Source organism: Brevibacillus agri, assembly GCF_004117055.1.
Classification (GTDB): Bacteria; Bacillota; Bacilli; order Brevibacillales; family Brevibacillaceae; genus Brevibacillus; species Brevibacillus agri.
Genome location: NZ_CP026363.1, coordinates 4,334,388 through 4,347,964, shown reverse-complemented (window position 1 = coordinate 4,347,964; position 13,577 = coordinate 4,334,388). Strand labels below are relative to the sequence as shown.

13 protein-coding genes are annotated in these 13,577 nt (G+C 57.7%); 9 read left to right on the top strand and 4 right to left on the bottom strand.

Annotation, left to right across the window (positions count from 1 at the left end):
• Positions 1–113 precede the first annotated feature (113 nt).
• The 3 genes from BA6348_RS21300 to BA6348_RS21290 all read left to right on the top strand — a co-directional run bounded on the left by BA6348_RS21300 (position 114) and on the right by BA6348_RS21290 (position 4,101).
• Positions 114–1,850: an ABC transporter ATP-binding protein gene (locus tag BA6348_RS21300; RefSeq protein WP_122953179.1), complete on the top strand. Its 1,737-nt coding sequence runs from the start codon at positions 114–116 to the stop codon at positions 1,848–1,850.
• A gap of 1 nt (position 1,851) precedes the next feature.
• Positions 1,852–3,696, top strand: a complete 1,845-nt coding sequence (locus BA6348_RS21295; protein WP_122953178.1) for an ABC transporter ATP-binding protein — start codon at positions 1,852–1,854, stop codon at positions 3,694–3,696.
• A 204-nt stretch (positions 3,697–3,900) separates the two neighbouring features.
• Entirely contained in the window at positions 3,901–4,101 is a 201-nt protein-coding gene (locus BA6348_RS21290; RefSeq protein WP_005834503.1) for a hypothetical protein, read from the top strand.
• A gap of 49 nt (positions 4,102–4,150) precedes the next feature.
• Here the strand turns inward: BA6348_RS21290 and BA6348_RS21285 are convergent, their stop codons facing one another.
• On the bottom strand, positions 4,151–5,032 hold the full coding sequence (locus BA6348_RS21285; RefSeq protein ID WP_005834501.1) for a LysR family transcriptional regulator: 882 nt from the start codon (positions 5,030–5,032) through the stop codon (positions 4,151–4,153).
• Between the two features lie 148 nt (positions 5,033–5,180).
• Between BA6348_RS21285 and BA6348_RS21280 the strand changes: the two genes are divergently transcribed.
• Positions 5,181–6,413 (top strand): MFS transporter, encoded by a 1,233-nt coding sequence (locus tag BA6348_RS21280; protein WP_122953177.1) that lies wholly within the window; start codon positions 5,181–5,183, stop codon positions 6,411–6,413.
• 237 nt (positions 6,414–6,650) lie between these two features.
• Here BA6348_RS21280 and BA6348_RS21275 read toward each other — a convergent pair whose 3' ends face one another.
• Positions 6,651–6,992 carry a hypothetical protein gene (locus BA6348_RS21275; RefSeq protein ID WP_122953176.1) on the bottom strand — a complete coding sequence of 114 codons (342 nt, stop codon included), beginning with the start codon at positions 6,990–6,992 and terminating at the stop codon, positions 6,651–6,653.
• Positions 6,993–7,246: 254 nt separating this feature from the next.
• On the opposite strand from BA6348_RS21275, the gene BA6348_RS21270 reads away from it, so the two are divergent.
• The 3 genes from BA6348_RS21270 (at position 7,247) to BA6348_RS21260 (ending at position 8,860) form a co-directional block, all read left to right on the top strand.
• Complete coding sequence (locus BA6348_RS21270) at positions 7,247–7,690, top strand: hypothetical protein (RefSeq protein WP_005834496.1); 444 nt, start codon at positions 7,247–7,249, stop codon at positions 7,688–7,690.
• Positions 7,691–7,753: 63 nt separating this feature from the next.
• Positions 7,754–7,969, top strand: coding sequence for a hypothetical protein (locus tag BA6348_RS21265; protein WP_005834494.1), 216 nt, complete (start codon positions 7,754–7,756; stop codon positions 7,967–7,969).
• A gap of 60 nt (positions 7,970–8,029) precedes the next feature.
• Positions 8,030–8,860: a prohibitin family protein gene (locus BA6348_RS21260; RefSeq protein WP_005834491.1), complete on the top strand. Its 831-nt coding sequence runs from the start codon at positions 8,030–8,032 to the stop codon at positions 8,858–8,860.
• Positions 8,861–8,917: 57 nt separating this feature from the next.
• On the opposite strand, the gene BA6348_RS21255 is transcribed toward BA6348_RS21260, so the two are convergent.
• Positions 8,918–9,307 carry a VOC family protein gene (locus BA6348_RS21255; RefSeq protein WP_005834490.1) on the bottom strand — a complete coding sequence of 130 codons (390 nt, stop codon included), beginning with the start codon at positions 9,305–9,307 and terminating at the stop codon, positions 8,918–8,920.
• Positions 9,308–9,508: 201 nt separating this feature from the next.
• Here BA6348_RS21255 and BA6348_RS21250 point away from each other — a divergent pair, with 201 nt between their 5' ends.
• The gene (locus BA6348_RS21250; protein WP_122953175.1) at positions 9,509–9,964 is read left to right on the top strand and encodes a DinB family protein; all 456 of its coding nucleotides are present in this window, start codon (positions 9,509–9,511) and stop codon (positions 9,962–9,964) included.
• Here the strand turns inward: BA6348_RS21250 and BA6348_RS21245 are convergent.
• Positions 9,961–10,782 carry an MBL fold metallo-hydrolase gene (locus tag BA6348_RS21245; RefSeq protein WP_005834486.1) on the bottom strand — a complete coding sequence of 274 codons (822 nt, stop codon included), beginning with the start codon at positions 10,780–10,782 and terminating at the stop codon, positions 9,961–9,963. The two genes, BA6348_RS21250 and BA6348_RS21245, sit on opposite strands and share 4 nt — an antisense overlap.
• A 158-nt stretch (positions 10,783–10,940) precedes the next feature.
• Here BA6348_RS21245 and hrpB point away from each other — a divergent pair, with 158 nt between their 5' ends.
• Positions 10,941–13,454 (top strand): ATP-dependent helicase HrpB, encoded by a 2,514-nt coding sequence (hrpB, locus tag BA6348_RS21240; RefSeq protein ID WP_122953174.1) that lies wholly within the window; start codon positions 10,941–10,943, stop codon positions 13,452–13,454.
• The last annotated feature ends 123 nt before the right edge of the window (positions 13,455–13,577 follow it).

The following is a 13,577-nucleotide window of genomic DNA, read 5'->3' as shown; positions in this document are numbered from 1 at the left end:
CACCGAACTGCTTTTTTGCCGCAACTCCCCCCGTGACATTTTTTATGCCAACAGGTATCGTGGAACATAGAAGTTTCACGTATAGCAAAAGAGGCGAGGGATGAGGTGAACAAATGCGGTTTTATCAAAAATACATAAAGAAGTACGGCGTGCTCGCGAGCATCTCCATGATCTTTTTGATGGTGGAGGCGTTGTGCGATTTGTTGCAGCCGACGATCATGTCGCGGATTATCGACATCGGAGTGGCGCAGCGCGACATGGATTACGTGCTGAAAACCGGGGGACTGATGCTCTTGATTACGGCGCTGGGCGCTGTCGCCGCCTCCATGCGCAACGTGCTAGCCACTTATGTGTCGCAAAACTTCGGAGCGCAGTTGCGGTCCGATTTGTTTTCCAAGGTGCAGTCCTTGTCGTTTGACAGTCTCAACAAGTTCGACCGGGCGTCGCTCGTCACCCGCCTGACCAATGACGTCAACCAGGTGCAGGTGTTCGTCAACGGGATGATGCGCATTTTCGTCAAAGCGCCGCTGGTGTGCATCGGGGGACTGTTCATGGCGACGCAGTTGAATGCGGAGTTGGCTGTCGTGCTCGCTGTCGTCGTGCCGATTGTCGGCTTGTTGATCTTTTTGAATCTGAAAATCGGCTTTCCGTTTTTCCTCAAGGTGCAACAAGCATTGGACCGCGTCAACGGAGCGATGCGCGAATATTTGTCAGGGGTGCGAGTCGTCAAGGCGTTCAACCGCTTTGACTTCGAGGTCGGCAAATTCACGCGGGCAAACGAAGAGTTGCAAGAGAAGTCGCTGTCTGCCACGCGCGTCATGTCCGTGTTCAGCCCGGCGATCATGCTGACGGTCAACCTCGGGATTGTGGCCGTGCTCTGGATGGGCGGGCTTGGCGTGGAGCAAGGCAATATCCAGGTCGGCCACATTATTGCGTTCACCAACTACATGACGCAAATTTTGTTTTCGCTGATGATGATTTCCCTGGTTTTCAACATGTTCGTGCGGGCCAAGGCTTCGGCTGGCCGGATCGGAGAAGTTTTCGCCGAGGAAAACCGGATGAGCTGGAAAGAGGACGCGGCGCATGGACAGGAGCCGGGGGAAGAAAAAGGCCGGATTGACTTTGAACAGGTCAGCTTTTCGTACGATGGCGAAGGTGGACAGCCTGTGTTGAAGCAGATTTCGTTTTCGTGCCTGCCAGGAGAGACAGTGGGAATCATCGGTTCGACCGGGGCGGGGAAAAGCAGCCTCGTCAGCCTGATTCCGCGCTTTTACGATGTGACGGCAGGGACGATTCGCGTAAACGGGCAAGATGTCCGCGAGGTGGACCCGGCCAAGCTGCGTGAAAAAATGGCGATCGTCCCGCAAAAGACGACGCTGTTTACGGGAACGGTGCTGGAAAACATCCGCTGGGGCAAGGAGGATGCCACGGAGGAGGAAGTGGAAGCAGCGGCCCGGATGGCGCAGGCCCACGAGTTCATTGCGGCGACGCCGGAAGGCTACCAGACGCGCGTCGGCCAAGGCGGAGTCAACTTTTCCGGCGGGCAGAAACAGCGCATCTCCATCGCCAGGGCGTTGGTGAAAAAGCCGGAGATTCTCATTCTCGACGACAGCACGAGCGCGGTTGACGTGGCGACGGAGAGCAAGATCAAGGAAGCGCTGCAAACGTACGCAAAAGGGCTGACCTGCATCCTGATCGCGCAGCGGATCACCTCTGTCATGGATGCCGACAAGATTGTCGTGCTCGACAACGGAGAGGTCGCCGGAATCGGCACGCATGAAACGCTGCTGGCTACGTGCCGGGTCTACCAGGAAATCTTTACGTCGCAAATCGGCAAGGAGGCGAGCTAGGATGAGCCAGGAGCAAAAGGAACAGCCGTTTTTTCCTCCCCGTCCGGGCCGCGGCTTCGGCCATGGGGGCGCGCGCGTGCCGGTGAGCAAGCCGAAAAACTTTTCGGCGACCATAAAAAGACTGTGGCAAGCGTTCGGGCGGGAAAAACGATGGCTGCCGCTCGTGTTCGCCATCGTGCTCGTCGATGGTTTGCTGATGCTCTCGGCTCCGTACCTGATCGGGAAGGCCATCGACGCGATGACAGGCGGGGCAGAGGCGTTCAGCTTTTTGTCGATCATCATTCTCGCTTTGCTCGGCTCGTACATCGTGGACGGAGCCTTGACGTTTTTGCAGGGCTGGATGATCGCCGGCATCACGCAGCGAATCGTGACCAACATGCGGCAAGCTTTGTTCGAAAAGCTGCAAAAGCTACCGATTGCCTTTTTCGACTCGCGCACGCACGGCGAACTGATGAGCCGCCTGACCAACGATATCGACAACGTCAGCAACTCCATCTCGCAGTCGACGACACAGCTCATGTCCGGGGTGATCGTGCTCGCCGGGTCGCTGGTGATGATGCTCGTGCTTTCGCCGATTCTCACGCTCGCCTGCCTGATTACGGTGCCGCTCGTCTTTTTGCTCACCCGCACGATTGCGAAGCGAACCAGTGTGCTGTTCAAAAATCAGCAGATCGAGCTGGGCAAGCTGAACGGCCACATTGAAGAGGCGATTTCCGGGATTCAGGTCGTCAAGGCGTTCAACCACGAGGAAAAGGCGATTGCCGACTTTGCCGCGATCAACGACAGACTGTGCAAGGTCGGGATGAAGGCGCAAATCTGGTCGGGCTTTTTGATGCCGATCATGAACGTGATTAACAACCTTGGCTTTGCGATGGTGGCGATTGTCGGGGGGATACTGGCGGTGAAAGGGATGATTACCGTCGGGGTGATCGCCAGCTTCCTCAGCTATTCGCGGCAGTTTGTCCGCCCGCTGAACGATCTCGCCAACATTTTCAACGTGCTGCAGTCCGGCGTAGCGGGCGCGGAGCGGGTGTTCGAGGTGCTGGACGAACGGGAGGAGCCGCTCGATTCCCCGGACGCCGCTGTGCTCAGAGAGCCAAAAGGGCACGTCGTATTCGACCGGGTGAGCTTCGGGTATCGCCCCGACCAGCCGATTTTGAAAAACGTCAGCTTCGAGGCACAGGCGGGAAGCACGACTGCTCTGGTCGGTCCGACGGGTGCGGGCAAGACGACCGTCGTCAATTTGCTGACGCGCTTTTACGATGTGACGGAAGGGACGATCTACCTCGACGGCAAAGACATCCGCGAATACTCGCGGGACAGCCTGCGCAGAAGCTTCGGTTTCGTTTTGCAGGACACGTACCTGTTTTCCGGGACGATCAAGGAAAACATCATGTACGGCAAGCCTGACGCGACAGACGCCGAGGTCGAGGCGGCCGCGAAAATGGCGCATGCCGATGTGTTCATCAATCGGCTGCCCAAGCGCTACGATACGCAACTGACCGAAAACGGCGGCAATTTGAGCCAGGGGCAGCGCCAGCTTTTGGCGATTGCCCGCGTCATCCTCGCCCGGCCGTCGCTTCTGATTCTCGACGAGGCGACGAGCAGCATAGACACGCGGACAGAGCTGATTATTCAGGATACGCTCGCGACGATCATGGAAGGGCGCACGAGCTTTGTGATCGCGCACAGGCTCGGCACGATCCGCGACGCCGACGCGATCATGGTCGTGGACAGCGGCGAGATCGTGGAAAAAGGCAGCCACGACGACCTGATCGCGCAAAAAGGGGTATACTACCAGTTGTTTTACAATCAGTTCAAAAACTTGCACGCTGCTTCGTCCTGATCGAAACAGCCCGTCTGGCACGCTGAATTTTACGTGTGCAGACGGGCTGTTTTGCTGGGATAAAGCTTCTGTAACGATGCAGCAGCGCTCAATGTGCAAGCCAAGCGTCAAGCGTTTTTGGCGAGGGGGCTGTTGTGCTCTCAGCTTGGTTGCCCCTTTGCGCGGACGTCCTTCCTTTCAAGGCTCGGAGCAGGTCCGGACCACATGTTTGTGACCACGTATGAGACGAAGCAGGAGGACCAGGACAAGTTTTTTGAAAACGCGGTCTACAAAAACTTGTCGGCCGTCAAAAACAACCATGTGTACAGGATGACGTTTGAGCAGATGTACTACTACGACCCGCTGGCGATTGAGGGGCAGCTTGATCTGGTCGTGGAGAAGCTGCTGGGGCATCAGGCGAAATAAACAGAACGACAAAAAGACCCGGGACAATCGCCCAAGGGTCTTTTTGCTGTCACTTGCCGAAGTAATCCAAAATAAACTCCTTAAAGCGAACCGCAGCCGGAGACAAATACCCGCCTTTGACCAGCGCCATGCCGATTACGCGCTGGCACTTGGGCGCGCGGATGCGGATTTGCGCGATTTTGCTTTGGTCGATGCCGCGCAAATCGGGGAGCAGGGACACGCCCAGTCCGGCTGCGACCAGCCCCGCGACGGTGGCCGCCTCCTCGCCCTCAAAAGTCACGCGGGGGGTGACGCCGAGTTGCTCAAAAAGCTGGTCGGTCGTGCGCCGCAGCGCGTAGCCCTTTTTCAAAAAAATAAACGATTCCTCGGCAATTTCCGAAAGCAGGATGCTCTCCCGTCCGGCCAGTGGATGCCCGATCGGCACGATGGCAAACAGCTCCTCGCTCCAGAGCGGCGTCCACTGGATCGGCAGCTTGGTTTCCGTCGGCTCGGCGAGAAGGCACAGGTCCAGCTCGCCTGCGTCGAGATGCTCGAGGAGCGAGTAGCTGTGGTTTTGGATCATCGTGAAGCCGATGGAGGGCGACTTGGCACGAAACGCGCCGATGAGGTCGGGAATCAGGCTGGTGCCGAGCGTGTGCAAAAAGCCGAGGGCAACCTCGCCGCGGTCGGGGTGGACGAGATCGCGCAGCTCCTGTTTTCCGTCCTCAAATTCTTTGAGGATGCGGTTGACGCGCTTCAAAAAAAGCTGGCCGTAACGGTTCAGCATGATCGTCCGCCCTTGCCGTTCAAAGAGCGGGACGCCCAGCTCTTCCTCCAGCCGCGCGATTGAGCGGCTGAGCGCGGGCTGGGAGAGCGACATCGCTTCCGCCGCACGGGTGACGTGCTGCATCCGGGCGAGCGTCTGAAAATATTCGAGTTGTTGCCATTCCATTCGGGTGACCTCCCTGCGCGACAAAGCGCGTGTGTCCGATTCATTACTATCGTGCATGAAAATTATGATTACAATAAATTATACATTATGAATTGCCAATGATAGTATAACAGTGAAACGGGTAGAAACGCGGGGAGGTTTCACCACCATGGGATACATCAAGCAAGGCACAACCGCTTTTCGCAAGACCAATCTGGCTTTTTTTGCGGCGGGCTTCAACACGTTTGCGATTTTGTACAGCACGCAGCCATTGATGCCTGAATTTACAAAAGAGTTTCACGTTTCGCCGACGATGGCGAGCTTGTCGCTCTCGTTGACGACGATCTCGCTGTCCGTCAGCATGCTCGTGTTCGGGACGATCTCAGAGGTGTGGGGACGCAAGCCGGTAATGATTAGCTCGATGCTGGCCGCCTCCCTCCTGTCGATCCTGACGGCATGCAGCCCTTCATACGAATCTCTTCTTCTTTTTCGCATCATCCAGGGAATCTCGCTAGGCGGCCTTCCGTCTATTGCCATGGCTTATTTGGGCGAAGAAATGGAGCCGAAAAGTCTGGGAGTCGCCATGGGGCTGTACATCAGCGGCAACTCGCTGGGGGCGGTGTGCGGGCGGATTCTCTCCGGCATACTGACCGACCTGTTCAACTGGCACATGGCGATGGGCGCGATCAGCCTGATGAGCCTCGTCGCCACGCTGATTTTCTGGTTCAGCCTGCCTGCTTCGCAAAACTTTCACGCGCGCGCTCCCGAGGTGCGCAAGCTGGCGGCTTCCATGCTCAGCCACTTGCGGGACCCGGCTCTTTTCTGCCTGTTCGGCATCGGGTTTTTGAGTCTCGGCAGCAATGTGGCGCTCTACAATTACATCGGGTACGTCTTGACCGCAGCGCCTTATTCGCTCAGTCAAACGCTCGTCGGCTGGATTTTCATCGTGTTTCTCGTCGGGATGTTCGCCTCCGTCTGGATGGCGAAGCTCGCAGACAAGTTCGGCAGGCTGAAAATGCTGCTCGTCTCCTTGCTGCTGACGCTGCTCGGCGCGTGCCTGACGCTCGACAGTCATTTGGCGGTCATCATCGCGGGCTTGCCCGTCCTGACCTTCGGCTTTTTCGGAAGCCATTCGATTGCGAGCGGCTGGGTCGGGCGGCGGGCGACTCATGACAAGGCGCAAGCATCATCGCTCTACCTGTTCTTTTATTACGCCGGTTCCAGCATCGGCGGGACGATGGGCGGCATGTTCTGGTCGTCGCTCGGCTGGGGCGGTGTCGTCGCGATGATCGCCGGATTCATGGCCGTCGCCTTCGTCTTCGCCCTGCGCCTGTCCAAAGTCCTCGCCAATTCGTCTGCGCCGTCCGCCGAGAAAAAGTGGACGGTGGCGAAGCTGAAATGAAGCGGGGGAGCGCAGCGTGGTTGCCCCTTAACAGTGGCTACAGAGGCAGCGGGGGCGCCTTTCTTTTCTGAGATGGAACGGAAACGGGGCTGTGGAGTGCAAAACCAGCCAGGTTCGCAGCATGTTCCGGCGCGATCCCCTCACGGCAGACAGGAAAAAAGAGTCCAAAACAGCTTGGACTCCACCCTGTAGACCGGGGGGGATTTTTCACGTCACGGCAATACGCACAGAGGCTGGCTACTTCTGGGTGTGTCTTTTTTCCTGGATGACGCAGCCGAGGTAGAGCAGCAAAAGCAGCAAGGAAACGTACACGGAGCCATCGAAGTAGCTTTTAAACAGCTCGCGCGACCAGCGATCCTCGCCGATAATCCAGTAAGCGAGCGAATTGGAGATGGCGATTCCGTCATTTGCTGCAGGGATGAGACTCTCGGTGTAGTTTTGGGCAAGGCAGACCGTCGAGAGCACGGATGCGAACAGGAGCACAAGCGTTACGGCCGAGTAGTAGTTTCTCGCACCGATTCGCTTCAGGAAAAAAAGAACGAGTGCAACAACCAGACCTGCCATCATGAGAAACAGCATGGATCGAATCCTCCTTTGGCAAGATGAGCAAAGTGCTTTTGTGAATCTCTTTGGGATTGGCTTCTCTTTTAGGCTTGCTGTGGATCTATACGCATTTTACCAGTTACGGAGTTTATTTTGCATTTTATAAAACGGCAGCCGACGAAGCTTAACCGAAGAAGCGGAACATGAGAGGTCCCCCGCTTTTTTAACCGTTTCCAGGTTTTCTCAAATCCAAAATGGTATGATAGAACCGGGAAGGAGAGTGATCGCCCATGCTTCGAAAAGTGCTGGTCGCGCTCGCGTCTGCGCTCATTTTTTGCCTGGTGCTCGCCTGGTCGAACTACACGCCAGCAGGTGAGCGGGAAGAGGGTGTCTACCATTGGTCGTACGGCTCGCTTGTCGCGATTTATCTCATTTATGCCCTCCCCGTCTATTTGCTTGGCGGGATTCCGTTTGCCTATCTGATCGAGTTCGCCGAACGCAAAACGGGTTGGAAGCATCCGCTGGCTGTGTATCTATTTCGCTTTTTTGCCTATGCGTTGGCGGGCTGCTTCGTGATGGGGCTGTTCGTCGTAGTCGTATCGAACGGGCGCTCTTTGAGCAATGCTTTTGCGTCTGGCGGGTTGCTGCTGTTAGGCGGAGGCGCGGCTCTGTTGTACGGCCATGTCCTTCTGTTCAGTTTTTGGCTCGTCAAGAGACGAAAGGAGTGGGGATGATTGCGGGACACTTCTGCTGCTCGCAACATTTTTGATCTGTTTTTTAGCTAGGAGAGGATCGACATGACCATTGGTGGTTTTCAAAGCGGCTTTTCGGCCAGAAAAGTGCCGCGCGCCGAAGTGAAGTGGGAGCAGTTCCTCATCTGCAGCCACGGCTGCGAGGAAGTCATTCAACTGATTTCCCACGTATCCGGCGAGGTAGAGTTTGAACTGTGCAAAATCGAGGCCGAGCGCATGGGCAACGTGTTGCTTGCGGCAGTAAAGACAGAAAGTTGTTGAAACTTGTGGGCTGCTGACCCGTATGTATAAACGAACAGATAAAAAAAGGGGAGGCGGAACATGAACGACAACAACGTAGTGAAGATGAATCCGTTCCAAGCTGGAGGAAAGCTGCTCGCAACCATTCTCGTACTAGCCGTTTTGGTCTTGCTCGGGACCCAATCGTTTACGATCATATCAGCGGGGCATAGCGGTGTCGTGCTGCAATTGGGCGCGGTACAGCCAAAAGTTTTGCAGGAAGGCATGCACTTTAAAATTCCTTTTATCCAGACCGTCATTCCGATGGAGGTACGGGTTCAAAAATCGGAGACGAGCCAAACGTCCGCTTCGCGTGACCTGCAAACCGTCTCGACGACCATCGCGGTCAACCACCATCTGGACAGCGAAAACGTCAACAAGCTGTACCAGCAGGTGGGGCTGGAGTACAACAGCCGCATCGTCGACCCGGCAATCGCCGAAGCGCTGAAGGCCGTCACCGCGCAGTACACGGCAGAAGAATTGATCTCCAAGCGCTCCGAGGTGAGCAACAAGGTCAAGGAAGCGCTGCGACAAAAGCTGTCTGCCTACAACATCATTCTCGATGAGATCAACATTCGCGAGTTTACGTTCAGCGACGAATTTAACCGCGCGATCGAGTCGAAGCAAGTAGCGGAGCAGCAGGCGCTCAAGTCGAAGCTCGACCTGGAGCGGATCAAGATCGAAAAGGAGCAGGAGATTACGCGCGCGCAGGCACAGGCCGAAGCGTTGCGCCTGCAAAAGCAGGAAGTCACGCCGGAGCTGATTCAGCTCAGACAGATCGAAGCGCAACTGGAAGCGATCCGCAAATGGGACGGCAAGTTGCCGAACGTCACAGGCGGCGCGACTCCGTTTATCAACGTAGGGAACCAGTAACGACAAAAGCGAAGACCATCCGGGCCGCGAATGAGCCGGATGGTCTTCGTTTTTGATTTAGCGCGTGCTTTCAAACAGCTCCAGCCATTCGCCGTCCGGCCCGCGGAAAAACATGTAGCGGGAGCCGTTGGGCAGCGTCGTGATCGCTTCGTCGATGAAGGAGACGTCAAGCTGCTGCAGCCGCTCGATCTCGGCTTCGAGGTTATTCACCGCAAACGCCAGATGGTGCACCTTGCCTTCCTCCGGCAGCGCGTCGTTGTAGCCGTGAATCAGCTCCAGCTCCGTCTCTGTGCTGCCCGGAAACCCGAGAAAAGCGAGCGTAATAATCTGATTGGAATGCACGAGCGTCCCTTTCAGCTCCATGCCGATCACTTTCGTGTAAAAGGCGATGGACGCCTCCAAATCTTTGACCATCAGCCCGACGTGCTCGATTTTTTTGATTGCCATGAGCGGTTTCGTCCTTTCCCTGACAAGCTCGTTTTCTTTTTATTGTAAAAGATTTGCTGCGAAAAGTCTGCCCACCTGCTGCTGTTGCTTGCGGTGCTGCCTCCCTCCCATTCCTCGCGCTGATGGGGGGCATCGAATCATTCTATTGGAACGAATTGGCTGAACCTGATACGGTGAAGAGAAAGAACAGGAGGTGGCTGTATGGAGCAGCAAATCGCCCGCATGCAAAAGCATCTGGCAGAAGTTCCGGACATGTTTCGGGACAGGGGAGAGGAAGAGACGGCAAGGCGTCCGGCTCCGGGCAAATGGTCCGCCAAAGAAATTCTCGGCCATTTGTGCGACTCGGCGATCAACAACCTCGCCCGCTTCGTCCGCGCGCAGACCGAGCAGCCGTATGCGCTGATCCCGTACCAGCAGGACGAATGGGTAAAAGCGCAAGCGTACCAGGCGCGGCCTGCCTTCGAGATCGTGCAGCTATGGAGCAGCCTGAACCGCTCGGTGGTCGCGGTCATGGCCGCGATGCCGCCCGCCGCTTGCGAGCATGCCTGTATATTGGCCGACGGCACGACGGTCAGTCTGCGCTGGCTGATGGAGGATTACGTCGCGCATATGGAGCACCATCTCGGCCAGTTGTCCAGGCAGCTTGGCCAGGGCTAGACGATTGACTTCGATTCCGTTTGGGGATGCCCTGCGAGCACAGAAGTGACGATGTACACCGAGTCAAATTCGCCTTCGGACACGGCGATGATCGGCGACGGCTTGGCGAAAAGCAGTGCGTTGATTTCCGCCACAGTCAGCCCTTGCCCGTGCAAATGCAAGATTTCCCCTTGTAGCTGGAGCAAATCGTCCAGCTTGCGCGCAAGCAAATCTTTCCCTTTGGCGATGTAGCCCGCATGAGCGCAGTACATAGCGCGAAAATCGCGGGTCAGGACGTGGCGAATCGAATCGATCAACAGCGGAATGGACTCGTCGCGCAAAATTACTTTTGTCTTCGTTCCGAGAAAAAGGTCGCCGGAAAACAGGCGGCCTGTTTGCTTGTCGAACAGGGCGACGTGGTCGTGCGCATGTCCGGGAGTGTAGATGACCTCCCAGTCGATGGTGCGGGAGTGAAACGTTTCAGCGAGCGGCCGGGCGGCAAAAGGCTCGCGCATTCCCCAGACAAGCTGGCGGTACAGCGGATAGTCGGCGGGTCTGGAGCATAGCTCCACCCCTTTTTCGTGGACGTAGATGGGGACGTTTTTGCTGTTGGCAAGCCAGGCTGCGTTTCCGCTGTGATCTTCATGGCTGTGCGTCAGGACGACAGCGTCGAAGGAAGCGGCTGAAAAGCGGTCGGTCAGGCCGGCTGCGAGTGTTTGCGGCCCGGTATCGACCATCATGCCGTCTACGACATACACCTGGATTCCCCACTCGCGGCCCGCTCTTTGTACAATCCCCTCCAGGCACAGGACATCTTCGTGCTGATGGACTTCTACCACGGTGACACCTCCATTTTCTAATTCGGACTTTTCTATCTGCCAAATGAACATACGCTCATTATACTATTGAATGATTATTCAGTCATTTCTCAATTTCTTTTCCTCGCCCACTGATCGTGTATGATGGTTACAGATGGATACGGACAAGAGGTGAAAAGATGAAGGCAATGCCTATTGATGCGGTGCTGCCGGAGTTGACCGGAGCGCTTGCGGCAAGCAACAACGCCGTGCTGGTCGCCGCTCCCGGGGCAGGGAAAACGACCAGGGTGCCGCTCGTTTTTCTCGAGCAGGACTGGCTCGCCAAAAAGCGCATTCTCATGCTGGAGCCGCGGCGGCTGGCAGCGCGAGCGGCGGCGGGCTACATGGCGCGGCAGCTTGGCGAGCAAGTGGGAGAGACGGTAGGGTATCGGGTCAAGCACGATACGCGAGTCGGCCCGCGTACGCGAATCGAAGTGATAACCGAAGGAATATTGACGCGGATGCTACAAGACGATCCCGAGCTTGCAGACGTCGGCCTGATCATTTTCGACGAGTTTCACGAGCGGAGCCTGCATGCGGATTTGGGACTGGCGCTCAGCTTGCAGGCGCAAAGCCTGTTTCGCGAAGACTTGCGGATTTTGGTCATGTCGGCCACGCTTGCGGCAGAGCCTGTTTCCCGCCTGCTGGGGGATGCTCCCGTCATCGTGAGCGTAGGCAGAGCTTTTCCGGTCGAGACGCGCTTTTTGCCAAAGCCGTGGACTGGCGCGGTCGAGGAGGCAGTCACCCGCACCGTTTTGTCGGCATTGGCGGAGGAGGCAGGGGATGTGCTCGCGTTTTTGCCGGGAGCCAAAGAAATTCGCACGACGCAAGCTTTGCTGGCTAAAAGCGAGCTTGCTGCAAACGTGCGCGTCTACCCGCTGTACGGGGCGCTTGCGCAGCACGAGCAAGATGCGGCGATTCAGCCGGGCCAAGCAGGCGAGCGAAAAGTGGTGCTCGCCACTTCGATTGCGGAGACGAGCCTGACTGTCGAGGGCGTGCGAATCGTGATCGACAGCGGTTGGAAAAGGCTGCCGCGCTTTTCTTCGCGCACCGGGATGACGAGGCTGGAGACGGTCCGGGTATCGCGGGCGGCAGCCGACCAGCGCAGGGGGAGAGCGGGCAGGCTGGACGCGGGTGTCTGCTATCGGCTGTGGACGGAGCAGGAGGACCGGATGCTCGTAGCGCACGAGCCACCGGAAATGACGGAGGCAGACCTCGCCCCGCTCGCTTTGGAGCTGGCAGCTTGGGGCGTGGGTGACGTGCAGGAGCTGCAATGGCTCGATGTTCCGCCAAAAGCTTCGCTGGCCCAGGCCAGGGAGCTGCTCCAGCAGTTAGGGGCGTTGGACGGGCACGGCCAGATTACCGCGCACGGCCGGGTGCTGGCCGGGATGGGCCTGCACCCAAGGCTTGGACACATGATTCAAAAAGCGGGCGAGCTCGGACTCGGAGCGATTGCGTGCGAGCTGGCTGTGCTGCTCGAGGAGCGGGATATCGCCCGGGGCCGAGCGGCTTTTGCCGATGCGGATATCAGCTCGCGGGTGGAGCTGTTGCGGCTCGTCGCGGGAAAACAAGGCGGGGCACGCGCTTTTGCGGAAGGGCAGGCTGATGAAGCGCTGTGTCGGCGGCTGTGGAGCGAAGCTGCGCAGCTCAAGCGGCAGTGGGGAAGCGCCAGCACGGCTGAAAACGTGGCCGACGTCAGCCAGACGGGCAGGCTGCTCGCCTTTGCCTACCCGGACAGGATCGCCCAGCGCAGGGGAGATGGACGCTACTTGCTGCGAAATGGCCGCGGCGCGACGTTTGCCGTTGAGCAGCCTCTGGCTTTTGCGCCGTACGTGGTAGCTCCGCTTCTCGACGACCAGGGGGCGGACAGCCGGATCATGCTCGCGGCAGCGGTGGAGGAAAGCGACCTGTACCGCGACTGGTCCGGGCAGATCACAGAGGAGACGTCTGTCTGGTGGGACCGTTCCGCTCAGGCCGTGCGCGCGCGTACGCGGAAAAAGCTCGGGGCATTCGTCTTGCAGGAGGTGGCGGCAGAAGCGGAAGCCGATGAGGTGTTGCAAGCTCTGCTTGCGGGCATCCGGACGGAAGGGCTGGAGCTGTTGCCGTGGAGCCGTCACGCCCGCCAGCTCAGGGAGCGGCTGCAGTTCATGAGCGGGATTGTGCCGGGCTGGCCGCGGGCAGATGACGAAGCCTTGCTCGACACGCTGGAGGAATGGCTCGCGCCGCATGTGTACGGCATGCGCAAAAAAGACGAGTTGCAGCAACTGTCCATGTCTATGGTGCTGGAAGGGATGCTGAGTTGGGAGGAACGGCAGCAGTTGGATGAGTACGCGCCTACGCATATCACCGTTCCGAGCGGCTCGAAAATCGCCGTCGACTACAGCGACCCTGCCGCGCCTTGCCTGTTTGTCAGGTTGCAGGAGCTGTTCGGCTGGCAGTATACGCCGCGCATCGGCCGGGGCAAGGTGCCGCTGACGCTGCATCTGCTTTCCCCGGCGCAGCGTCCGGTGCAGGTGACGCGAGACTTGGCCAGCTTTTGGCAGCAGGCGTACTTCGAAGTGAAAAAAGACTTGAAAGGCCGCTACCCGAAGCATTACTGGCCGGACGATCCGCTCGCCGCGATCCCGACGAACCGGGTGCGCCCGCAGAAATAGTACATTGGGGCTTGCGGGCTTGCCGCTTTTGTAGAGATCGAACCAGAAAAAGCCGACGGGCGCAACCAGGCTCAGGGCGATATTTCCCAACTTCCTAGTTCCATGTGCGCAAGTCGGCTTGAA

Coding starts and splice junctions, on each gene's coding strand:
- BA6348_RS21285 (WP_005834501.1), bottom strand. CDS start 5,032: ATGGAATGGCAACAACTCGAATATTTTCAGACGCTCGCCCGGATGCAG.
- BA6348_RS21280 (WP_122953177.1), top strand. CDS start 5,181: ATGGGATACATCAAGCAAGGCACAACCGCTTTTCGCAAGACCAATCTG.
- BA6348_RS21295 (WP_122953178.1), top strand. CDS start 1,852: ATGAGCCAGGAGCAAAAGGAACAGCCGTTTTTTCCTCCCCGTCCGGGC.
- BA6348_RS21260 (WP_005834491.1), top strand. CDS start 8,030: ATGAACGACAACAACGTAGTGAAGATGAATCCGTTCCAAGCTGGAGGA.
- BA6348_RS21265 (WP_005834494.1), top strand. CDS start 7,754: ATGACCATTGGTGGTTTTCAAAGCGGCTTTTCGGCCAGAAAAGTGCCG.
- BA6348_RS21270 (WP_005834496.1), top strand. CDS start 7,247: ATGCTTCGAAAAGTGCTGGTCGCGCTCGCGTCTGCGCTCATTTTTTGC.
- BA6348_RS21250 (WP_122953175.1), top strand. CDS start 9,509: ATGGAGCAGCAAATCGCCCGCATGCAAAAGCATCTGGCAGAAGTTCCG.
- hrpB (WP_122953174.1), top strand. CDS start 10,941: ATGAAGGCAATGCCTATTGATGCGGTGCTGCCGGAGTTGACCGGAGCG.
- BA6348_RS21275 (WP_122953176.1), bottom strand. CDS start 6,992: ATGCTGTTTCTCATGATGGCAGGTCTGGTTGTTGCACTCGTTCTTTTT.
- BA6348_RS21290 (WP_005834503.1), top strand. CDS start 3,901: ATGTTTGTGACCACGTATGAGACGAAGCAGGAGGACCAGGACAAGTTT.
- BA6348_RS21300 (WP_122953179.1), top strand. CDS start 114: ATGCGGTTTTATCAAAAATACATAAAGAAGTACGGCGTGCTCGCGAGC.
- BA6348_RS21255 (WP_005834490.1), bottom strand. CDS start 9,307: ATGGCAATCAAAAAAATCGAGCACGTCGGGCTGATGGTCAAAGATTTG.